Raw genomic sequence first — 19,641 nt, 5'->3', positions numbered from 1 at the left:
TTCGGGACAATTGTTTTAGTATTTGGGCCAAATCGGCGCTTCGAGGGTTTCTCCGCATGAGCTTCTGGGACTTCACCCGGAGTCCGGCCAGCGCCCGGCTGCTGGTCGATTTCGGCGACGAACGCGGCGTGCCGCACGCGACGCTGCTGGCCGGCACGGGGCTCGCCAACGCTCAGCTCGACGATCCGAAGGTCGAGGTGACGGCCGCGCAGGAACTGCGGCTGACCGGCAACCTGCTGCGCGCGCTCGGGCGGGCGCCGGGCCTCGGGTTCGAGGTCGGCCTGCGCTACCACTTCTCCGCGTACGGCGTGTGGGGCTACGGGCTGATCGCGAGCGCGACCGCGCGCGACGCACTCGCGCTGGCGATGCGCTTCCTGCCGCTCACCTATGCGTTCACCGTGATCACGTATCGTGAAGAGGGCAGCACGTGCGTGCTCAGTTTCGGCGCGCCGGAACTCGATGGTGCACTGAGCCGGTTCCTCGTCGAGCGCGACATGACGGCGGCGGCCGTATTGCTGCGGGAAATCGGCGGCGACGCATTCGAGCTGTCGCGCTTCACGGTGCAGGCGACACGCGCGCCGTCCGTGCCGGTGCCGCGCATCGCCGGCGTCGAGCCGGTTTTTTCGGCGCGCGCGAACAGCCTCGCGTTCGACCGCGCGTTGCTCGACCGGCCGCTGCCGCACGCGAATCCGCTGACGGTGTCGATGTGCGAGCAGATGTGCGGCCAGCTGCTCGAAGCGCGGCGCGCGCGGGTGGGCACGTCGGAGATGGTGCGCCAGTACCTGGGCGCGACGCCCGGCCCCGCGCCGTTCTCGCTCGAGGACATGGCGCGGCTGCTGAACACGAGCCCGCGTACGCTCAAGCGCCGGCTGCAGGAGGAGGGCACGACGTTCCGGGCGCTGCTCGCGCAGGCGCGCGGCGCGATGGCCGAGACGCTGCTCGGCGACGCACGCCTGTCGCTCGCGGAAGTGGCCGAGCGGCTCGGCTTCAGCGACCTGTCGAGTTTCTCGCAGGCGTTCAAGCGCTGGTACGGCGTGCCGCCGGGCGCATATCGCAGCGCGGCGCAACGGGACGGCGGCCGTTCCTGAATCACGCCACGATCGCCGGCTGTCCTGCCGGCATTCCAATCAAGAGAGAACCCGCATGATCACGATTCGCCCGATGACCGACGACGATTTCCCGCGCTTCTGGCCGACCTATCGCGCCATCGTCGCTGCTCGGGAAACCTATGCATTCGATCCCGATGCGACGCCTGAAGCGGCGCGCGCGTTATGGCTCGATGCGCCGCTCTGCACGTGGATCGCCGAGGAGGACGGCGTGGTACTGGGCTCGTACTACCTGAAGGCGAACGCGGCCGGCCCCGGCAATCACGTGTGCAATTGCGGCTACATGGTGAGCGAGGCAGCGCGCGGCCGTGGCGTCGCGCGCCTGATGTGCGAGCACTCGCAGCAGGTTGCGCGCGAGCGCGGTTTCCTCGCGATGCAGTTCAACTCGGTCGTCTCGACGAACGAGGTGGCGATCGCGCTGTGGCAGAAGCTGGGATTTGAAATCGTCGGGCGCCTGCCGCGTGCGTATCGTCACGCGCGGCTCGGGTTCGTCGATTGCCTCGTGATGTTCAAGTGGCTCGGCGACAAACCTGCCGCCGGAGCCTGAGCGCGCAACTGGCGAATCAGACGGCGAACGCGCCGTCGAACACGATCCGGTCGTCGAGCGCGAGCGTGCCGCGCGCGAAGATCAGGTCGAGATGGTGGCTGCCGTTTTCGCCGCCGCCGAGCCCGAGGTGCAGGCCCGGATGACGTTCCTCGAACCCCGCATTGCGGCCGTACAGCCCGCGAATGCCGAGGTTCGTGCCGATGCCGAATTCCTCGATCCGCCGGTGATTCGGATGCCGGTCGAGATAGGCCGAGAAATCGCGCCGGAAGCCCGTGTCGTCGGTATCGAAACCGACGATCGTGCTGTTCTCGACCTGCAGCGTCGCGAGCCGCTCGGCCACCTTGTACTTGATCGCGAACGGCACGGTGCCGAGAAACGTGCCGCTGAAGACGATCGTGCCGTTGAGATCGGTCACGTGCGTCGCGATCTCGCCGGGCACGACGTCGAGGTTGCCCATTCCGTCCACGCTCGTCCATTTCTGGTCCGGCGCGAGCGAGCCCGTCAGCGTGTTCCCGGCTTCGTCGATGAAGCGGATCTGCGATGCGCGCGCGGCCGCGTCGATCAGCCGGCCGTTGCGTGCCGCGATGTCGTCGAGCGATTCGGCGAACGCCTCGTCGAGATGCGGGCCGTAATCCTTGAACAGCACCGACTTGCTCCAGTGCTCGACGATCGCCGGGCGGATCGCGGCGAGGAACGGCGGCCCGCTCGGCGACGGTGTCGGCAGGCACGACGAGTCGTACAGCAGCACGAACAGGTCGGCTTCATCGAGTGCGGCGGTGATATCGGCGGGCGGGGTGCTTTCGAGGCAGAGGGTCGTGGCGTCGAGTGAATCGGGCAGGGCGGCAAATGCGCGCAACGCGATGTCGCGGTTGCGGGTGTCGTGGCCGACCAGCAGTTTTCCCGATTCGCCGCGCGCCAGTTTGTCGCGCAGCGCGGGGTGGAAGCCGAGTGCGCGGTGCAGGTTCAGCATGCGTGTCTCCGGAAGCGGCGGAAGGGCCGCGGCCCTTCCGCGAGAACGGGTGGCCCGCTCAGACCGGCCAGAGCGCGGTGCCGAACGGCACCACGGCGTCCTCGACCATCATGTCGATGGCCTCGGGGTGCGTGTCTTCCTGCATCCAGTCAAGCAATTCGATCTGCTGGGTGTCCTGCATGTCAATTCTCCTGTGGTGAACATGAGTGTTTCAACATGAAAGCGCGGCTAAAAAGTTGCCACTCCTCATCAGGCATTTCGTGAATGACGGATGAGTGGCGTTGATATTAGTCTGACGAATTTACGAATGCAATGCGTTGCAAGGATTTTAGCCTCGGTGTGCTAAACAACGGGGATTGACGAGGCGCGTGCGGTAAAACGCGGGTAAATGGCCTGACGGATTCCAGGTCATTTTTTCAATGAAATGAATCGGAATCGATGCATTGCATTCGGCGAATTTTTATCGGGAATTCGATGGCCTCGATCATGGCGACCGACGTCGTTCGCGGCAGCGATGCATGCGAATGCATCGCCGCTCGGCGCGGGCGTGGCGGCGGCCCGATGCCGTGTCAGCCGAGCAGCGCCTTGCCGAGCGGTTTGACCGGCTCGGAGCGGAGCACCAGCGACGTCGTGACCGCGCCGAAACGGGCGATCGCGTCGATGATGGTTTCCAGTTGCCCCGGTGTCGGCACGAGTACCTTCAGCAAGAAGCAATCCTCGCCGGTCATCCGGTGGACCTCGATGACGTGCGGCATCTCGGCGAATGCGCGCAGCGCGGGCTTGATGTGTTCGTGCGTCGTCTTCAGCCGAATGATGGCCATCATCCCCAACCCCAGCGCCGCCGGGTCGATGCGCGCGCCGTAGCCGGCGATGATGCCGCGTTCTTCCAGCCGCTTGACGCGCTCCGACGTCGCAGGCTGCGACAGCCCGATGCGCCGGCCCACTTCGGACAGCGGCATCCGCGCATTTTCCTGTAGTGCCTCGAGGATCGAAAGATCCAGGCGATCGAGCTCTCCATTCGACATGTCTGTTCTCCCGCTCCGTTAATTCATCGGCATATTGTCTCAATAACCGATGACTTGCCATTCCCGGCCGGTTTCCGGCGGACCAGACTGAGCGCTCGCCTGTTCATGGAAACGGAGATGGAGATGGACCAAACGATCGTGATCGTGCCGGGGATCGGCAACTCGGGACCGGATCATTGGCAGAGCCACTGGGAGGCCGCGATTCCGGGCGCCATCCGCATGGCGCCCGCGTCATGGGATGCCCCCGACCTGCGTGACTGGATGGCGGCACTGGATGAAGCCGTCGCGCAAGCCGCGGCGCCGCCGGTGTTGATCTGCCATTCGCTGGGGTGCCTGCTGTTCGCGCACTGGCGCGCGGCGTCGGCGCGCGTCGTGCGCGGCGCATGGCTGGTTGCGGTGCCCGATCCGGGCGGCCCGCGTTTTCCGGCCGCGGCGCGTGCGTTCGCGAACGTGCCGGGCGGCGATTTCGGCGGTTTGCCGGTGCTGGCGATCGCCAGTTCGGACGACGGGTACGACCCGTCCGGGCGCGGCATCGCATGGGCGAGCGAACGTGGCGCGACGCCGCTGCGGCTCGGCCCGCGCGGCCACCTGAATGCGGAAGCGGGATTGGCGCAGTGGCCGGAGGGGCGTGCATTGCTGACGGCCTTCGTGGCCGGATTGCCGCGCTAGCGCCGGCAAGCGGCTGCCGTCGTTTCGCGCGTGCTACCTGCCGGCGCGTGCCTGGCCGTGACGGCTCAAGTATGATCGGTCGACAGAATCGGAAGCCTCGACGGACAGTCGGGACCGGTGCGTGCGAAACGCCGGTTCCGTCGCGCCGCTCCCCCTCGGCTTCGAACGACAAAGGAGACACGCGATGCGCGCAGCGCCGCAACCGGAGCCTGCCGGCCCGTCGCAGCCGGACACCGGCGCGACCCGCCACACCCCCGAACGTGACCCCGATCGCATGGCCGCGTGGCGGCTCGCGATCGGCCTGTCGCTCGGCAGCGCGATCGCGCTCGGCCTCGCGCGCTTTTCGTATGCGCTGCTGCTGCCGCCGATGAAGGCCGATCTCGGCTGGACCTTCGCGCAGGCCGGCGCGCTGAACACGGCGAACGCGGCCGGCTACCTGATCGGTGCGCTCGTGTTTCCGTTGCTGTCGCGGCGCTGGCGCGCGGGCATGCTGCTCGCGGCCGGGTGCGTGCTGACCGCGTTGCTGATGGCCGCGTGCGGGTTCACGTCCGGCATGCACGCGCTGCTCGTGCAGCGGCTCGCGACCGGCGTCGGCAGCGCGCTGATCTTCATCAGCGGCGGCGTGCTGGCCGCGCGGCTCGCGTCGGCGTCGCCGCGCGACGCGGGCCTGCTGCTCGGCCTCTACTACGGCGGCACCGGATGGGGCATCGTCGCATCGTCGCTGCTCGTGCCGGCGACGCTCGCGCAGGGGGTACACGGCTGGCAGCCCGCGTGGTTCGCGCTCGCGTTCGCATGCGTGCTGTTCTCGGCGGTGGCCGTGTCGGCCGCGCGCCGCATCGAGCGCGTGCACGCGGCACCCGCCGCGCCGCGCGACGGTGCGGTGCCGGCCGCGACCGCGAGCCCCGTGCGATTCGCCCTCGCGCTCGCCGGCTACGGCCTGTTCGGCGTCGGTTACATCGGCTACATGACGTTCATCGTCGCGCTGCTGCGCGGCGCGGGAATGAGCGGCACGGTGGTCGCCGCGTTCTACGTGATGCTCGGCGTCGCGACCGTCGTCTCGGCACGGCTGTGGTCGGGGCTGCTCGACCGGATGCGCGGCGGCCAGGCGCTGGCCGTGCTCAATGCGCTGCTCGGCATCGCGACGCTGATGCCGGCGATGTTCGTGCATCCGGTTGCCGCGTTCGCGTCGGGCGTGCTGTTCGGCGCGACGTTCCTGTCGGCCGTCGCGTCGACGACGGCCTTCGTGCGCCACAACCTGCCGCCCGACGGCTGGGCGAAAGGGATCAGCGCGTTCACGACGGTCTTTGCATTCGGGCAGATCGCCGGGCCGGTCGCGATCGGCTGGGTGTCGGACAGCGCGGGGCTCGCGCGCGGGCTCGTGTATTCGGCGCTGACGCTGTTCGCGGGTGCCGCGCTCGCGGCCGGGCAGCGCGCGTTGCGGGCCGCCGCGTAGTCACGCGCGGTTCACCGCACGCACGCCGTGCGCGACACGCGATGAAACGCACGGCCGAAGTAGATCAGGCTGTCGCCGTCGTCGCGCACGCGGATCGACGTCGCCTCGATGAACATCACCGAATGCGAGCCGACTTCCTTCATGTCGGCGATCGTGCCCTGCAGGCTCGCGAGCGCATCGCGCAGCACGGGCACGTCCTGCTCGCCGCGATCCCACCCGGGCAGTTCGAAGCGCCGGTCCATCGGCAGCTCGGTGAGCCCCGCGAAGTGCCGCGCGAGCTGTTCGTGTTCGGCCGGCAGCACGTTGATGCAGACGTGGCGATTGCGTTCGAACGTCGCATGCATCGCGCTCGACCGGTTGAGGCACACGAGCAGCGTCGGCGGCGTGTCGGTGACGGAGCACACGGCGCTCGCGGTGATCCCGCAGCGGCCGTGCGGCCCGGCGGTGGTGATCACGTTGACGGCGGCGCCGAGGTGGGCCATCGCTTGCCGGAAGGCCTTCTGCGCGTCGGTCGGCTCGACGCGTGCCGGTGGCTGGATATCGGTCGTGGAAGACATGGGCGCTCCTGGTTGGACGAGAGCGGCGATCGTGCGGCGCTGCGGGTGCAGCGCCTGATCGCCGACGATGACCCAAGCGTACGTCGCGAAAAGGCTGGCGACCATTCGCACGATTGACGATGGAGATGGCGTTCTCGCCAACGCGTCTAAAGGTTCTACCTAGGGACGCGGCGCGGCGCGCGAAAAAAACCGGGAATGTGCGTTCGTGCGGCCCGTGAAGGGGTTTTCAGCGGGTTTTCGGCTCGTTATGATGTGCCGCGCATCCCCAGCGAACGACGTGCGCGACGCGCCGGCAACCGGCCCCGTATGCGGCGCGTGCGATACCCATACCGATATTCAGCGAGACCCCCGCGATGACGTCACCCGCACCGATCGTATACATCGTCGACGACGACGGCGGCATGCGGACGTCGCTCGCCTGGCTGCTCGAATCGGTCGGCATCGCGTCCGAGGGGTTCGCGAACGCCGCGGATTTTCTCGCGCGCTTCGACGTGAACCTGCCCGCGTGCCTGGTGCTCGACGTGCGGATGCCGGAGAAGAGCGGCTTCGACGTGCAGGCCGAACTGAACGCGCGGGGCGCGACGCTGCCGGTGATCTTCGTCAGCGGGCACGGCGATATCCCGATGTCCGTGCGCGCGCTGCAGAACGGCGCGATCGATTTCGTCGAGAAGCCGTACAACTCGCAGCAGATGCTCGAGCGCGTGCAGCGCGCACTGCGGCTCGCGCAGCAGCGGCACGCGGTGAGCCAGCGCCACCGCGAACTGCGCCAGCGGCTCGATGCGCTGACCGCGCGCGAGAAGGAAGTGCTGCGCGGCGTGGTGGACGGCAAGGGCAGCAAGCAGATCGCGTCGGATCTGTCGATCAGCGTGAAGACCGTCGACGTGCATCGCGCGAGCATCAAGGAGAAGCTCGGCGCGACGTCGATCGCCGCGCTCGTGCGGGATGTGATGGTCGTGTGGGGCGACGACGGGGAGTCGTCGCGATAGGAGGCTGCGGGCACGCCGACGTTCGCCTGCTCGCACGAGTTCCGCACGAGTTCCGCGCGTGTCCCCCACAAGTCCTGCGCGCGGCACCGGTCGACAGCGCAAGCGATGCAGCCCGCCGCTCAGCGCATGTACAACCCGCCGTTGATGTCCCAGCACGCGCCGTTCGCGAAGTGCGCGTCGCCCGACGCGAGCAGCACGGCCGCATCCGCCACGAAACCGGCCGACCCGAGCTTGCCGCCCGGCAGGCTCGCGAGCACCTGGCGCAGCTTCTCCGGTGCGACGCTTTCATGCACGATCGGCAGGTCGAGCGGGCCCGGCGAGATCGCGTTGACGGTCACGCCCCGCGCGGCGAGATCGCGCGCGAACACCTTGGTCAGCGTCAGCGTGCCGCCCTTCGCGGCCGCGTAGTGCGCGCCCGTCGCCGAGCCGCCGTTCTGACCGGCGAGCGATGCGATGTTGACGATGCGGCCCGCGCCCCGTTCCGCGAAATACTGGCCGAACACCTGGCAGCCGAACAGTACGCTGCGCAGGTTCACGTCGATCACCTGGTCGAACTGCTCGGCGGTGATCTCCATCGCGGGCACGACCTTCGATGCGCCCGCGTTGTTCACGAGCACGTCGATCGTGCCCCAGCGCGCGACGAGCGCATCGCGCGCCGCTTCGAAATCGCGTTTCGACGTGACGTCGAGCTGCAGCGCGATCGCGCGTTCGCCGCCCGGGTCGAGTTCGCGCGCATGCGCATGAATGGCGTCGGCGGCGACGTCGGCCAGCGCGACGCGATAGCCGGCCGCATGGAAACGGTCGGCGATGACGGCGCCGAGCCCGCGTGCGGCGCCGGTAACGAGGACGACTCGGTCTGACATGGTGCGTGATTCCCTGGTTCGCAGGCGCGTGAAGGATGAAGCCGCGCCTGCATCGTGGTTCATGCGGCGAGGGCCGCTTCGAAGTGTGCCGCGATCGCGCAGACCCGCTCGTCCGCGCCCTTGCGCCCGACGATCTGCAGGCCCGCCTTCAGCGGCGAACCGGCCAGCGGCAGCGGCAGGCTGAGCGCCGGATGGCCGCTCAGGTTGAACGGCCGGATCAGCGACGACATCGCGATCACCGATACACCGTCGCGCGCCTGCTGCAGCGTGATCGGCAACGCGGGCAGCGTCGGCAGCACGAGCGCGTCCGCGAGTTCGAGCGCGGCGTCGACCTGCGCGGTGAAGCGTGCGCGTACGGCTTCGGCTTCCGCGAGGGCGGAGGGTGTCGTCGTCGCGGCGGTGCGCAGCCGCGCATCGAGATCGGCGCCGAGCTTGCCGGTGTCGACCAGATGGCCGAACGCGCGCGACGTTTCCGCGTTGATCACGGTGAGCCCCGCCGCGAAGGACGCCGGCATTTCGTCGAGCACGAGCGCGTGCGAACGCAGGCCCGACGCGCGCACGGCCGCATCGAGTGCGGCGGCGATCGCCGGATCGGCTTCGACGCGGATCTGCGCGATCGTGCAGCCCGCCACGGAGGCAGCTGCTTGCGCACGATCGAAGCCCGGTGCGATCGCGGCCATCACCGCGGCCAGCGTGCGGATATCGCGTGCGAACGGCCCGACGCAATCGAGCGTGGTATCGGCCGGCGCGACGCCGCGCCGCGACACGCGGCCGAACGTCGGCTTCAGTCCGGCCACGCCGCAGCAGGCGGCCGGCCCGCGAATCGAGCCGCCGGTGTCGGTGCCGAGCGCCGCGTCGACCGCGCCGAGCCCGACGAGCGAAGCGGAACCGCTCGACGAGCCGCCCGGGATGCGCGTCGCGTCCTGCGGATTGACGGGCGTGCCCGTGTAGTCGTTGATGCCGGTCATGCCGAACGCGAGCTCGTGCATGTTCGCCTTGCCGGCGATCTGCCAGCCCGCGTCGAGCAGCAGGCGGACGACGTCCGCGTGTTGCGCGGCCGGCGGTGCATCGGCGAGCGCGCGGCTCGCCGCGCGGGTCGGATGGCCCGCGATGTCGATCGTGTCCTTGATCGCGATCGTGGGGCCCGGGCCGCCGAGCGTGAAGGTGTCGATGAAGCCTGTCATGGTCGATATCGTGCGGAAGCGGTGGAAAGCATCAGGGCCGTGGCGCGGCAGCGAGCGGCCACGGGCCGTCGAGCACGCGTTCGGTGCGAAAGTGCTGGATCAGCCAGGTCGCCCCGTCGCCGGCCGGCGTGAAATCGACGGTCAGCCGCGCGGCGATCAGCTCGGCCGTGCCGTTCGCGTAGCGCGACGCCTGCAGCATGATCCAGCGGCCGCGCGCGCTCGTGTTGCCGGCGCCGATCTCGATCGACTCCGACGTCAGGAAGTGCAGGTTCGCCGAGAAATGCGGATCGGGCGGCAGGTAGCGGCCCAGCATCGCGACGATCGCGGCCGTGCCCTCGAGGCGGCCGAACTTGCGCGCGTACTGCGGGCCGATGCCTTCCCACACGGCGTCGGGTGTGAACAGGCCGGCGAGCCGCGGGCCGTCGCCGGCATCCTCCGGCACGTCGCACAGCGCCATGTAGCGCGTCATCGTCGCGCGCACCGCGCGCTCGGCGTCGAGCGCCGCCACGCGCCGCGCGAGTGCGTCGATCGGGCCGGGGGACGAGCCGGGAGACAGGTCGGTCATCGCGCGCCTCACGACGCGGGTTTCGCGGCCGGCGGCACGGTCAGCGCGCGGCCGACCCGCGCTTCGATCTTGCCGTAGCGCCACAGGTTGTATTCGCCGACCGGCGTCGTGCGATACAGGTTGCACACGGCGACCGTCGTGTCGAAATCGGCGACGTCGGCCATGATGTAGAAAGTCCACGGCGCGCCGTCGGCCTGGCCGACCACGAGGCGATCGTCGTCCATCACGCCGAGCACGCGCACGCCGGGCATCGCCTCGACGGCGGCGAGCATCGCGCCGTACGCCTGCCACACTTCGCCGATCTTCTCGCGCGGCAGGTCGAAGAAGTTCTGCGACACGCCGCAGCAGAACAGGACACGCAGCGGCAGCGGATTCGAATCGGACATCTCGGGTTCTCCAGGGGAAACGGTTGGGCGCATGCGCCGGCCGGTAGCGGTGCTTCGGCATCGGCGCCATGCACGTTCGGGAAACAGCGCTGCCCGGGCGCGGGTTGCGCGGGTTACAGGTAGCCGGGAAACGGCGTGACGCCGGTGAACACCGCGCCCGCGCCGTCGAAGTTGCCTTCCGCGAGAAACGCATGCTGCGTGACGACCATCGCGTCGCGCAGCAGCCGCTGAAGCGGATGCGTGCGATAGATCGCCGCCGTGCCGCCGAGGCGGTACGCGCGTTCGACGACGCTCGCGCCTTCGCGTGCGACATGCGTGGCCGCGAGCCGCAGCAGGCTGACCTGGTCGGGCGTCACGGGATTGCCCGCGAGGATCGATTGCCACACCGTGTCGGTTGCGTCGTAGAAGAACGCGCGTGCCGAGCGCAGTTGCGCTTCGGCCTTCGCGAGCTCGATGCGGAAATACGCGCGATCGGCGAGGCGCGGCGCGCCGGTCGTCGTCTGCCGGCCGCCCGACATGCGGTTCGCGACGTCGAGCGCCGCGCGGGCGAGGCCGAGATTGACGACGGCCAGCACCTGCGCCGCATACGCGACGGTCGGGTAGCGGTACAGCGGCTCGTCGACGGTCGGCTCGCCGCCGCGCACGAAGGTCCACGCTTCGGGCACGAAGCGGTCGTCGACGCGCAGGTCGTGGCTGCCGGTGCCCTGCATGCCGACCACGCTCCAGTTCTCGACGATCTCGACATCGGCCGCGCGGAACACGGCCGTGCGCGGCTTGTTCGGTGCGGCGTCCTGCGCGCCGGGCACGGCGATGCCGACGCCGAGCCAGTCGGCACCCTTGCAGCCGCTCGCGAATTTCCACGTGCCGTTCACGCGCCAGCCGCCCGGCGCGGACTGCGCCGGCTGCACCGGGAACAGGCCGCCCGCGAACACCTGGTCGGGGCCGCTCGCGTACAGCTCGGCCTGGGTCTCGAGCGGCAGCGCGGCGAGATAGACGTTCGCGGAGCCGAAGCTCGCGACCCATGCGGCCGAGCCGTCGGCGGTCGCGATCCGTTCGATCATGTCGAGGAAGGCAGTCGGCGCGAGCGCGTCGCCGCCGAAGCGGCGCGGCGTGCCCGCGCGATAGATGCCGGCCTGCCTGAACAGCGCGATCACGTCACGCGGCACGTGCGACAGGCGATCGAATTCGTCGCGGCGCGCGGCGACGGTTTCGATCACGGCGTCGAGCGGCGACAACGGCGCGGCCGCGGTGCCTGCCACGGGCTGGGAGGACGGCGCGGGTTCGATGGCGAGGGCGGCTTGCGGCATGGTGGTCTCCTGGACGGATAGGGGTTCGGATGCGGGGCGGCATGCGTGCTGTCTCGGGTGGCAACACGACGATGCGACCAGTCTAGAAACGCCGAAAACACGCAGCAATTGGTGCGTTGGGCCGCGCGACTGGTGAGGTTCCGTGCCGGCCTAAAGAAATCTTCAGATGCGATCGGCGCGCGCCGGTGCTATGTTGGCTTTCCGGCCGCGCGACGCCGCGCGCCTTCATCCGAAGCCGATCATGAGTTTCCCTGACGAAGACGATTTCCACCGGCTGCTCGACGCGCTGACCACTTGCGTGCTGCTGCACGACGCGCAGACGAAGGCGATCGTGTGGGCGAACCGCGCCGCGTGCATCGCGCTCGGTTTTTCCGTCGAGGAACTGCTGCCGCTGAAGGCGCCGGACATGACGCGTCCCGAGCCGAAATACCAGCGCGAGATCGCCGTGAGCGCGTGGGATCGCGCGCTCGTCGACGGGCCGCAGGTGTACGAATGGTGCTACCGGTCGCGCACGGGCGTCGACATGCTGTCCGAGGCGACCGCCACCTACGTGCCGCTGCGCGGGCGCGACGTCGTGATGGTGCAGTTCCGCGACATCAGCGCGGAAGAGGCGGTGCGCCGGCAACTGCGCCGCTACGAGGCGCGGCTGCGCGAATTCATGCAGGATCTCGACGAAGGTATCGCGGTCGTCACGCCGCGCGGCGGCGTGCAGTTCATCAGCGAGTCGGGCCGTCGCGTGCTCGGGCTCGCGCCCGACGAAGCGCTCGGCGAGGTGCTCGACTACTGCTCCGAGGCCGATCGCGACCGGCTCGTCGCGCAATTGCACGATGCGCCGTCCGCGTGCCCGTCCGCGCCGCAGCGCTACCGGATCGTGCGGCGCGACGGCTCGCCGTGCTGGCTGCGCATCCTGTGCCGGCAGGTCGAGATCGAGGGCGACCTCGACGGGCTGCTCGTGCAGTTTCGCGACGTGAGCGACGAAGTCGCGATCGAGGACGCACGCCGCGCCGAAGCGCGCATGCTCGAACACGCGGGCCGCTACAACGCGATGGGCGAGATGGCGAGCGTGATCGCGCACGAGCTGAGCCAGCCGCTCGCGGCCGTGCGCAATTTCATCGAAGGGGCGGTGCAGCGGCTGAACGGGCGCGGCGCCATCGACGACGCGATCTGGGGGCTGCGCAGCGCGGACCGCCAGGCCGAGCACGCGGCGCTGATCATCAAGAGCGTGCGCGAATTCATCGTGAAGCGCGAGCCGGTCGTCGCGCTCGCCGACCTGCGCGACATCCTCGCGGACGTCGCGTATTTCATCGAGCTGCGTGCGAAGGATGCTGGCGTGACGGTCGCGATCGTGCAGGCCGATGCGCCGCTGCCGATCCGTTGCGAGCGCGTGCTGATCGGGCAGGTGATCCTGAATCTCGCGTTCAATGCGATCGAGGCGTTCGCCGGTTGCGATCGCGCGCCGCGCATGCTGACGCTCGGCACCGCGAACGTGGCCGGGCACGCCGAGCTGCGCGCGATCGACAACGGCCCGGGCATCGCGGCCGGTGCGCACGGCCGGCTGTTCGACGGCTTCTCGTCGTCGAAGGCCGGCGGCAACGGGATCGGACTGTCGCTGTGCAAGAGCATCGTGACGCGCCACGGCGGCCGGATCGGCGCGAGCCCGGCCGAGGGCGGCGGGCTCGACTGCCGCGTGACGCTGCCGCTCGCGGGCGCGTAGTCGCTGCATCGCGTTAAGGCCGCAATGGACATCACGGACATCACGGCGCGCCCGCGGCGCATGATGGAGCGACGCCCGGCCCATGGTCAGCGCCCCAGCGCCCGCGCGGTCCGGCCGCCGATGCCGAAGTCGGTGTTCGGGATGTCCTTGATGATCACGCGCGTGGCCTGCAGCGGTGCATCGAGCACGTTCGCGCCCGCGTTGGACAACGCGGCGATCAGCGCGCGCTTTTGTTCATCGGTGCGGCCGGCGATCAGGATCGCGACGATCACGGGCAGCGACGGCGGCGCGCCGTCGGCGGCGGTGCGCCCGCCGAGGCCGATATGCGTGGCGGGCAATTCGGTGAGCAGCACGCGCACCGATTCGAGCGGTGCACCGATCGCGTCGACGGTCGCACCGCTGAGCCGCGCGATCAGTTCGGCCTTGCGTGCATCGTCATGGCCGGCGGGCAGGAATACTTCGAGTGTGGGCATGGTCGTCCGGAAAGGTGAAGGTTGCCGGCTCACCTTTGCGCTTGCAGCGGCGAACCGGCCACGGCTCACAGCAGGAAGCCGATCGCGCTGAGCGCTTCGGTCGAGTCGATCAGGCGCACGACCTTTTCGGCAATCCGCATCTCGCCTTCGGCATCGACGTGCAGCGTGTGCGTGACGTCGGCCGCGAACAGCGTCGCGACGCCGCGCTTGTACGCGACGACGACCTGCGCCGATTTCAGCTCGACGGTGCCGGCGCTGCCGCTTTCCAGCGTGAAGCGCGACACGGTGCGCACCGTGCGCGCCGCGTCGGCGGCCGACGCCGAGTAGCCGGACACCATCCGTTGCACGCGCTTCTCGCGCATGTCCTGGTCGTCGAACACGTAGTTCAGCGTCGCGGCGAAATCGGTCGTGTCGGGATCGATCGGCACCACGTAGTGACCGGCCGGATCCCACAGGTCGAGCCATGCGCGATAGTCGCGGCGGTCGAGCATCTCGGCTTCGCGCCACACGAATTCGACCGCGCGGGCGAAGGTCTGCTCGGAAAAGAGGGCGTTGCGGTCGTCCATCATTGCTGCTCCATCATCTTGCGCCATTGCTGGTAGGCCTCGCGCATGCCGGTTTCGTCGGTCGCATGGGCGGTCTTTTCGCCGTTCGCGGCGGTCGTCTCGCGGTTCAGCCCGCGATTCACGAGGATCGGCACGTCGGGGCCCGCGTGCGCGCCGCGCTGCACGCGCTCCCACGCTTCCGCGTCGTCGGGGCTCCCGAAGCCGAACGGGCCCTGGAAGTGCTCGTGAATGCGCAGCCGCTCGCGGTTCGCTTCGTCGGGGCCGCCGTCCATCGCGAGCGCGACATGGCGGATCTCGGTTTCGTTTGCCGCGATCGGCCGCAGCACGCGGAAGAACGCCATCGACAGCGCGAGGTTCGGGAACAGGTTCAGGTTGAAGCCGACACCCATCAGCGAGCGCACGATGCGGCGCACTTCGTCCGGCGAGTGGCGCTCGGCGAGCTTCGCCGCGAGCGGCGCGAAGCGCTCGGGCAGCGGTGCGCCGTCGTCTTCGTCGAGATCGATCAGCTCGGGCATCAGCACCGCGAGGCTGTGGCCGTTGCCGAGCCCGCGGCAGAACGCGTCCTCGCTCGTCATGAAGCTCGTGATCGCGGCGGCCGTCTCGTCGTCGATCGACTTCATCCACGACTTGTGCACGACCGGGAAGTGATAGAGGTCGGTCGTGTTCTCGAGCTGGATTTTCCAGTTGCCCTTGAACTTGAACTTGTGCTCGCCGTTCGCCTTGATCGGGTAGCCGGCGCCCTGCTTCATGAACAGGTCGATCCACGGCTTCGCACCGCCGAGGAAATCCTCGAGCGGCTCGATCGTGTCGTTGAAGCTCGCGAAGACCAGCCCCTGGTACACGCCGACGCGCAGCTTCACGAGCGGCAGGTCGCCTTTCTCGCACACGCCTTCGTAGCCGTCGCCGTACGGCAGCGCGCGCAACGTGCCGTCGAGCGCGTACGACCAGCTGTGATACGGGCACGTGAAGCCCTTTGCGTTGCCCTTGTGCGATTCGCAGACGGTCGCTCCGCGATGGCGGCAGCGGTTCTGCAGCACGTTGATTGCGCCGGTCTTGTCGCGCACGACGATCACCGGCTGGCGGCCGATCGTCGTCGTGATGAAGTCGCCCGGATTCGGCAGCTCGCTCTCGTGCGCGACCCAGATCCAGGTGCGGTAGAAGATGCGCTCGAGCTCGGCTTCGAACAGCGCGGGATCGTGATACATCGCCGGCGCGATGCGGTCGGGTTGCGCGAGGCCGTGCAACGCACGGGTGTCGATCGTCTGGTAGGGAATGTCGCTCATCGTTGTCGTGGGGAAGAGTCGCGAAATCGGGCCGCGCAGCGCACGGTATCGAGTACCCAGTCTCGTCCCCTGCTACATATCCGTCAAATTGATCTAAAATTGGCAACTCAATAAATGCGGCAAATGATGGAGGCTACGATGACGTCGGTCGATCATCTCGATCTGAACCTGTTGCGCGTATTCCAGGCGATCGTCGAGGAACGCAGCCTGACGAAGGCCGGCGAGCGGCTCGCGTTGTCGCAGCCGGCCGTCAGCTATTCGCTCGGCCGGCTGCGCACGCTGTTCGACGATCCGCTGTTCGTGCGCACGCGCTCGGGCATGCAGCCGACGCCGGTCGCGCTCGAACTCGCGGGCATCGTCGGCAAGGCGCTCGACATGGTGCGCGTGGCGCTGCGCTACGCGGAGCGCTTCGATCCGGCCACGAGCACGCGCACGTTCCGGCTGTCGTTGTCGGATGCCGGCGAGATGGCGTACCTGCCGGCGATCTGCCAGGCGCTGCGCGAGCGCGCGCCGCGCGTGACGCTGAGCGTGCAGCCGCTGCCGGTGGAAGAGATCGAGGAAGCGCTGCGCGCGAGCCGGCTCGATTTCGCGATCGGCAACCTGCCGGAACTGATGCCGCGTACGCGCCACCAGGTGCTGTTCGAGGAAACGTATGTGTGCATGACGGGCCGCCGGCGCGGGTTGCCGAGCGGCGGCGCGCTGAGCCTCGAGCAATTCGTGCGCGCCGCGCACGTCAACGTGAAATCGGTCGAGCACAGCCACCACGCGCTCGACGACGCGTTGCGCGCGCAGGGTGTGGGCCGCAACATCGCGCTCGAGGTGCCGCACTTCGTCGCGCTGCCGAGCGTGCTGTCGGTCACGGATCTCTACGCGACGCTGCCGAAGCGGCTCGCGCGGATCCTGAACCGCGACAACGCGTTCCGCCTGTACGACCTGCCCGTCACGCTGCCGCCCGCGCCGGTGACGATGCACTGGCACGAGCATTTCCATGAAGACGAAGGCAACGCGTGGATGCGCACGCTGCTGGCCGAGCTTGTCGAGGGGTTCGACAACGCGTGACGGCGGCCGGCGCGTGCCGGATGCGTCAGAGATCGAGCACCAGCACCGCCGAGCGCGCGCGCGACACGCAGCAGCAGATCACCGTGTTGCTCGCGCGCTCGGCCTTGCTGAGGCAGTGGTCGCGATGATCGGGCTCGCCGTCGACGACGGGCACCATGCAGGTGCCGCACACGCCTTCGCCGCACGACGTGTCGACCTCGACGCCGATGCGCGCGAGCGCGTCGACGATCGACGTGTCGGGCGTGACGCGTACCGATTGCCCGCTGCGGTGCAGGCGCACTTCGAATCCATCGGCAGGCATGGGGTCGGCATCGGCGGCGACGGGTTCCGCCGCGAAACGTTCGAGATGGATCGAGTCTTCGGGCAAGCGCGTCGCGGCTGCCGCGACGACTGCCTCCATGAACGGCCCCGGGCCGCACGTGTAGACGTGCGCGTGTGCGTCGACCGATTCGACGCAGCGGCCCAGCGCGGCCGCGAGCGCGTCGGGCTTGACGCCGTAGTGGAACGTCACGTGCGACGCGAACGGCTCGGCCGACAGTTCGTGGACGAAGGCCGCGTGCTCGCGGCTGCGCGCGAAGTAATGCAACCGGTAGCGCGCGCCGCGCCGGTGCAGCGCATACGCCATCGACAGCAGCGGCGTGATGCCGATGCCGGCCGCGATCAGCACATGCTCGCTCGCGTCCTCAGTCAGACGAAACAGGTTGCGCGGCGTGCCGATCGACAGCTCGGCGCCGACCCGCACATCGTCGTGCAGCGAACGCGAGCCGCCGCGCGACTGCGCCTCCTTCTTCACCGCGAACAGGTAGCTGCCGCGTTCGTCGGGGTTGCCGCACAGCGAGTATTGCCGCGTGACGCCGGACGGCGCGGTGACGTCGATATGGGCACCGGGTTCATACGCGTCGAACGGCTGGCCGTCGATGCGCGAAACCCGGAAACAGCGGATGTCCTGCGCCGCGTCGATCAGCGCGTCGATCCGGACCTGGTGGCGGTTCGCTTGCATGGGAAATTCCGTGGGGTACGAGGAAAGCGGCGCGGCAGACACCGCGCCGTCATGCGATCGAGAATAGGGACGGGCATCGCATAAATCAAATCGATTAAAAAGCGATGCCTGAATTAGTGGGATGGATGATGGTCGGCGACGGAGCGCGCCCGTCGTTCAGCGTGCGGCGATTGCGTTGCCCGCCTCGGCCGCCTGCGGTGCCGCTGCCGACGCATGGCCGCGTTCGCGATCGAGGCTGCGACGATAGTGCCGGCAACCGGCGGCGAGCAGCAGCGCGGCGAGCGTGGCCGCCGCGACATTGACGATCGACATCGAATGGCCGACCGCCGCCGGCGCGCCGAACACGCGATCGGTGAACAGCGCGACGACGGTCGTACCGATCCCGAGCGCGATCAGGTTCGACACGAGCAGGAACAGCGCGGAGATCTGTGCGCGCATCTGGTTCGGCGCGAGCGTCTGCATCGCGGCGGTCGACGTCGGCATCGGGAACGACGCGAAGAACATCGCGACGACGAGCATCGCGAGCGAAGCGGGCAGCGAGTCGAGTTGCGTGAACAGCGTCGCGGGAATCACCATGCACGCGGCGCCGATCGCGCCGGCGCGCATCGGCGCATCGCTGCGGCCGCGCCGCAGCATCCAGTCGTTGAGCCAGCCGCCGCAGAACACGCCGGCCGTGTTCGCGACCAGCAGCACGATGCCGAGCGTGTAGCCGGCTTCGACGGCCGTCATCCCGAAGCGGCGGATATAGAACGCGGGCGTCCAGCTCAGCAGGCAGTACAGCGTCATCGCGTAGAACGAGAAGCCGAGGTAATGGCACACGAAGGTCGCGCGATGCGTGCCGACGAAGCGCAGCGAATCGCGCATCGACACCCGCCGCACGGCGCCCGAGCGATCCTGCGCGAGCCCCTTGCGCTGCGGGTCGCGCACGGTCGCCGCGAACAGCAGCGCGACCAGCAGCCCCGGCAGCCCGACGATCAGGAACGTGACCTGCCACGCATGCACCTGCCCGACCACCGGCAGCGTGAACGCGCTCGCATGCTTGAGCAGCGCGATCACGTAACCGCCGATCAGGAACGCGACGCCGCCGCCGATGAACGAACCGAGCGAATACACGGCGATCGCGCGCCCGAGCTTCTCCTTCGGGAAGTAGTCGGCGAGCATCGAATACGCGCCGGGCGACAGCGCGGCCTCGCCGACGCCCACGCCCATGCGCGCGATGAACATCTGCACGAAATGCTGGCTGAGCCCGCACGCGGCGGTCGCGACGCTCCACAGCGCGATGCCGAGCGAGATGATCCGCGGGCGCGCGTAGCGATCGGCGAGATACGCGACCGGCAGCCCCATCACCGCATAGAACAGCGAGAACGCGAAGCCGTTGAGCAGGCTGAACTGCGTGTCGGACAGATGCAGGTCGCGCTTGATCGGCTCGATCATCAGCACGAGGACCTGGCGGTCGACGAACGAAAAGACGTACGCGAGCATGCAGATGACGACGACATACCATTCGTACGTATAGCGCTTGCCGTCGGCAGCGCGGGCCGTGGATGCGGACATGCGGATTCTCCAGGAGCGGGCGGTGGGGATGCGCGGCAGCGGCCTGGCGGGCCGGGCGCCGTCGCGGCGCGAAAGCGTGCGGGGGGCACGTGTCGGAGACGCAGCGTAGTCGGCCAAATCCGGCCGCCATAGCCGGAGTGACAGCCGCGCCACACGGGCATCTACCGACCCGGATAAAGAAAACACCAGGGTCTCGCGCGCCGGCCGCCGCGCGGCGCGCTTGCAGCGGGGCGCGCACGCATCATGCGGCACATCTATAAGCGTTATAGAGCGCATTGCGTCGACGTCCGAAATTGTCGTTCCTAGACTCGGCCCGTTTTTGATCGGCTGCGTTGGCCCTTCGCGGCGAACGCGCTTCACACCAGCCGGCGCGA

At 68.8% G+C, this 19,641-nt stretch carries 21 protein-coding genes; 7 read left to right on the top strand and 14 right to left on the bottom strand.

Features of this window, described 5'->3' with window-relative positions:
* Window positions 1-56 precede the first annotated feature (56 nt).
* Window positions 57-1,088 carry an AraC family transcriptional regulator gene (locus tag APZ15_RS21305; RefSeq protein ID WP_027790819.1) on the top strand — a complete coding sequence of 344 codons (1,032 nt, stop codon included), beginning with the start codon at window positions 57-59 and terminating at the stop codon, window positions 1,086-1,088.
* 55 nt (window positions 1,089-1,143) lie between these two features.
* Window positions 1,144-1,653, top strand: coding sequence for a GNAT family N-acetyltransferase (locus APZ15_RS21300; RefSeq protein ID WP_027790820.1), 510 nt, complete (start codon window positions 1,144-1,146; stop codon window positions 1,651-1,653).
* A gap of 16 nt (window positions 1,654-1,669) precedes the next feature.
* On the opposite strand, the gene APZ15_RS21295 is transcribed toward APZ15_RS21300, so the two are convergent.
* From APZ15_RS21295 to APZ15_RS21285, 3 genes are all read right to left on the bottom strand, one after another.
* Entirely contained in the window at window positions 1,670-2,623 is a 954-nt protein-coding gene (locus APZ15_RS21295; RefSeq protein WP_027790821.1) for a CgnE/CgnB domain-containing protein, read from the bottom strand.
* Between the two features lie 58 nt (window positions 2,624-2,681).
* Window positions 2,682-2,804, bottom strand: coding sequence for a hypothetical protein (locus APZ15_RS42530; RefSeq protein ID WP_021158412.1), 123 nt, complete (start codon window positions 2,802-2,804; stop codon window positions 2,682-2,684).
* Window positions 2,805-3,192: 388 nt separating this feature from the next.
* Entirely contained in the window at window positions 3,193-3,648 is a 456-nt protein-coding gene (locus tag APZ15_RS21285) for an Lrp/AsnC family transcriptional regulator (RefSeq protein ID WP_027790822.1), read from the bottom strand.
* A gap of 123 nt (window positions 3,649-3,771) precedes the next feature.
* Between APZ15_RS21285 and APZ15_RS21280 the strand changes: the two genes are divergently transcribed.
* Entirely contained in the window at window positions 3,772-4,317 is a 546-nt protein-coding gene (locus APZ15_RS21280; protein WP_027790823.1) for an RBBP9/YdeN family alpha/beta hydrolase, read from the top strand.
* A gap of 184 nt (window positions 4,318-4,501) precedes the next feature.
* Window positions 4,502-5,770, top strand: a complete 1,269-nt coding sequence (locus tag APZ15_RS21275) for a YbfB/YjiJ family MFS transporter (RefSeq protein ID WP_027790824.1) — start codon at window positions 4,502-4,504, stop codon at window positions 5,768-5,770.
* Window positions 5,771-5,781: 11 nt separating this feature from the next.
* Here APZ15_RS21275 and hpaC read toward each other — a convergent pair whose 3' ends face one another.
* Complete coding sequence (gene hpaC, locus APZ15_RS21270) at window positions 5,782-6,327, bottom strand: 4-hydroxyphenylacetate 3-monooxygenase, reductase component (protein WP_027790825.1); 546 nt, start codon at window positions 6,325-6,327, stop codon at window positions 5,782-5,784.
* A gap of 353 nt (window positions 6,328-6,680) precedes the next feature.
* Between hpaC and APZ15_RS21265 the strand changes: the two genes are divergently transcribed.
* On the top strand, window positions 6,681-7,313 hold the full coding sequence (locus APZ15_RS21265; RefSeq protein ID WP_027790826.1) for a response regulator transcription factor: 633 nt from the start codon (window positions 6,681-6,683) through the stop codon (window positions 7,311-7,313).
* A 119-nt stretch (window positions 7,314-7,432) separates the two neighbouring features.
* On the opposite strand, the gene APZ15_RS21260 is transcribed toward APZ15_RS21265, so the two are convergent.
* From APZ15_RS21260 to APZ15_RS21240, 5 genes are all read right to left on the bottom strand, one after another.
* Window positions 7,433-8,176 (bottom strand): SDR family NAD(P)-dependent oxidoreductase, encoded by a 744-nt coding sequence (locus tag APZ15_RS21260; protein WP_027790827.1) that lies wholly within the window; start codon window positions 8,174-8,176, stop codon window positions 7,433-7,435.
* Between the two features lie 59 nt (window positions 8,177-8,235).
* A complete protein-coding gene (locus APZ15_RS21255) occupies window positions 8,236-9,360 on the bottom strand; it encodes an amidase (protein ID WP_027790828.1) in 1,125 nt (374 codons plus the stop codon).
* Between the two features lie 31 nt (window positions 9,361-9,391).
* Entirely contained in the window at window positions 9,392-9,925 is a 534-nt protein-coding gene (locus APZ15_RS21250; protein WP_027790829.1) for a nuclear transport factor 2 family protein, read from the bottom strand.
* 8 nt (window positions 9,926-9,933) lie between these two features.
* Window positions 9,934-10,311 carry a hypothetical protein gene (locus tag APZ15_RS21245; RefSeq protein ID WP_021161073.1) on the bottom strand — a complete coding sequence of 126 codons (378 nt, stop codon included), beginning with the start codon at window positions 10,309-10,311 and terminating at the stop codon, window positions 9,934-9,936.
* Window positions 10,312-10,424: 113 nt separating this feature from the next.
* The gene (locus APZ15_RS21240; protein WP_027790830.1) at window positions 10,425-11,618 is read right to left on the bottom strand and encodes an acyl-CoA dehydrogenase family protein; all 1,194 of its coding nucleotides are present in this window, start codon (window positions 11,616-11,618) and stop codon (window positions 10,425-10,427) included.
* A gap of 166 nt (window positions 11,619-11,784) precedes the next feature.
* On the opposite strand from APZ15_RS21240, the gene APZ15_RS21235 reads away from it, so the two are divergent.
* Entirely contained in the window at window positions 11,785-13,332 is a 1,548-nt protein-coding gene (locus tag APZ15_RS21235) for an ATP-binding protein (RefSeq protein WP_027790831.1), read from the top strand.
* 86 nt (window positions 13,333-13,418) lie between these two features.
* On the opposite strand, the gene APZ15_RS21230 is transcribed toward APZ15_RS21235, so the two are convergent.
* The 3 genes from APZ15_RS21230 to APZ15_RS21220 form a co-directional block, all read right to left on the bottom strand.
* A complete protein-coding gene (locus APZ15_RS21230; protein ID WP_027790832.1) occupies window positions 13,419-13,805 on the bottom strand; it encodes a tautomerase family protein in 387 nt (128 codons plus the stop codon).
* Window positions 13,806-13,870: 65 nt separating this feature from the next.
* A complete protein-coding gene (locus tag APZ15_RS21225; RefSeq protein WP_027790833.1) occupies window positions 13,871-14,374 on the bottom strand; it encodes an aromatic-ring-hydroxylating dioxygenase subunit beta in 504 nt (167 codons plus the stop codon).
* Entirely contained in the window at window positions 14,371-15,654 is a 1,284-nt protein-coding gene (locus APZ15_RS21220; RefSeq protein ID WP_027790834.1) for an aromatic ring-hydroxylating oxygenase subunit alpha, read from the bottom strand. Before APZ15_RS21220 ends, APZ15_RS21225 begins: the two co-directional genes overlap by 4 nt.
* 138 nt (window positions 15,655-15,792) lie before the next feature.
* Between APZ15_RS21220 and APZ15_RS21215 the strand changes: the two genes are divergently transcribed.
* Window positions 15,793-16,713, top strand: a complete 921-nt coding sequence (locus APZ15_RS21215) for a LysR family transcriptional regulator (protein WP_027790835.1) — start codon at window positions 15,793-15,795, stop codon at window positions 16,711-16,713.
* Window positions 16,714-16,738: 25 nt separating this feature from the next.
* Here the strand turns inward: APZ15_RS21215 and APZ15_RS21210 are convergent, their stop codons facing one another.
* Entirely contained in the window at window positions 16,739-17,713 is a 975-nt protein-coding gene (locus APZ15_RS21210; protein WP_027790836.1) for a PDR/VanB family oxidoreductase, read from the bottom strand.
* A 156-nt stretch (window positions 17,714-17,869) separates the two neighbouring features.
* Complete coding sequence (locus APZ15_RS21205) at window positions 17,870-19,267, bottom strand: spinster family MFS transporter (protein WP_027790837.1); 1,398 nt, start codon at window positions 19,265-19,267, stop codon at window positions 17,870-17,872.
* Window positions 19,268-19,641 lie beyond the last annotated feature (374 nt).

It is taken from the genome of Burkholderia cepacia ATCC 25416 (assembly GCF_001411495.1).
In the GTDB taxonomy this organism is placed as follows: Bacteria; Pseudomonadota; Gammaproteobacteria; order Burkholderiales; family Burkholderiaceae; genus Burkholderia; species Burkholderia cepacia.
Note: the sequence above shows the minus strand (reverse complement) of the source record. Positions and strands in the feature narration are given on the sequence as shown.

Excerpts from the sequence above, each read along its gene's own strand:
- APZ15_RS21305 (WP_027790819.1), top strand. The coding sequence starts at position 57 with ATGAGCTTCTGGGACTTCACCCGGAGTCCGGCCAGCGCCCGGCTGCTG.
- APZ15_RS21300 (WP_027790820.1), top strand. The coding sequence starts at position 1,144 with ATGATCACGATTCGCCCGATGACCGACGACGATTTCCCGCGCTTCTGG.
- APZ15_RS21295 (WP_027790821.1), bottom strand. The coding sequence starts at position 2,623 with ATGCTGAACCTGCACCGCGCACTCGGCTTCCACCCCGCGCTGCGCGAC.
- APZ15_RS42530 (WP_021158412.1), bottom strand. The coding sequence starts at position 2,804 with ATGCAGGACACCCAGCAGATCGAATTGCTTGACTGGATGCAGGAAGAC.
- APZ15_RS21285 (WP_027790822.1), bottom strand. The coding sequence starts at position 3,648 with ATGTCGAATGGAGAGCTCGATCGCCTGGATCTTTCGATCCTCGAGGCA.
- APZ15_RS21280 (WP_027790823.1), top strand. The coding sequence starts at position 3,772 with ATGGACCAAACGATCGTGATCGTGCCGGGGATCGGCAACTCGGGACCG.
- APZ15_RS21275 (WP_027790824.1), top strand. The coding sequence starts at position 4,502 with ATGCGCGCAGCGCCGCAACCGGAGCCTGCCGGCCCGTCGCAGCCGGAC.
- hpaC (WP_027790825.1), bottom strand. The coding sequence starts at position 6,327 with ATGTCTTCCACGACCGATATCCAGCCACCGGCACGCGTCGAGCCGACC.
- APZ15_RS21265 (WP_027790826.1), top strand. The coding sequence starts at position 6,681 with ATGACGTCACCCGCACCGATCGTATACATCGTCGACGACGACGGCGGC.
- APZ15_RS21260 (WP_027790827.1), bottom strand. The coding sequence starts at position 8,176 with ATGTCAGACCGAGTCGTCCTCGTTACCGGCGCCGCACGCGGGCTCGGC.
- APZ15_RS21255 (WP_027790828.1), bottom strand. The coding sequence starts at position 9,360 with ATGACAGGCTTCATCGACACCTTCACGCTCGGCGGCCCGGGCCCCACG.
- APZ15_RS21250 (WP_027790829.1), bottom strand. The coding sequence starts at position 9,925 with ATGACCGACCTGTCTCCCGGCTCGTCCCCCGGCCCGATCGACGCACTC.
- APZ15_RS21245 (WP_021161073.1), bottom strand. The coding sequence starts at position 10,311 with ATGTCCGATTCGAATCCGCTGCCGCTGCGTGTCCTGTTCTGCTGCGGC.
- APZ15_RS21240 (WP_027790830.1), bottom strand. The coding sequence starts at position 11,618 with ATGCCGCAAGCCGCCCTCGCCATCGAACCCGCGCCGTCCTCCCAGCCC.
- APZ15_RS21235 (WP_027790831.1), top strand. The coding sequence starts at position 11,785 with ATGCGATCGGCGCGCGCCGGTGCTATGTTGGCTTTCCGGCCGCGCGAC.
- APZ15_RS21230 (WP_027790832.1), bottom strand. The coding sequence starts at position 13,805 with ATGCCCACACTCGAAGTATTCCTGCCCGCCGGCCATGACGATGCACGC.
- APZ15_RS21225 (WP_027790833.1), bottom strand. The coding sequence starts at position 14,374 with ATGATGGACGACCGCAACGCCCTCTTTTCCGAGCAGACCTTCGCCCGC.
- APZ15_RS21220 (WP_027790834.1), bottom strand. The coding sequence starts at position 15,654 with ATGAGCGACATTCCCTACCAGACGATCGACACCCGTGCGTTGCACGGC.
- APZ15_RS21215 (WP_027790835.1), top strand. The coding sequence starts at position 15,793 with ATGACGTCGGTCGATCATCTCGATCTGAACCTGTTGCGCGTATTCCAG.
- APZ15_RS21210 (WP_027790836.1), bottom strand. The coding sequence starts at position 17,713 with ATGCAAGCGAACCGCCACCAGGTCCGGATCGACGCGCTGATCGACGCG.
- APZ15_RS21205 (WP_027790837.1), bottom strand. The coding sequence starts at position 19,267 with ATGTCCGCATCCACGGCCCGCGCTGCCGACGGCAAGCGCTATACGTAC.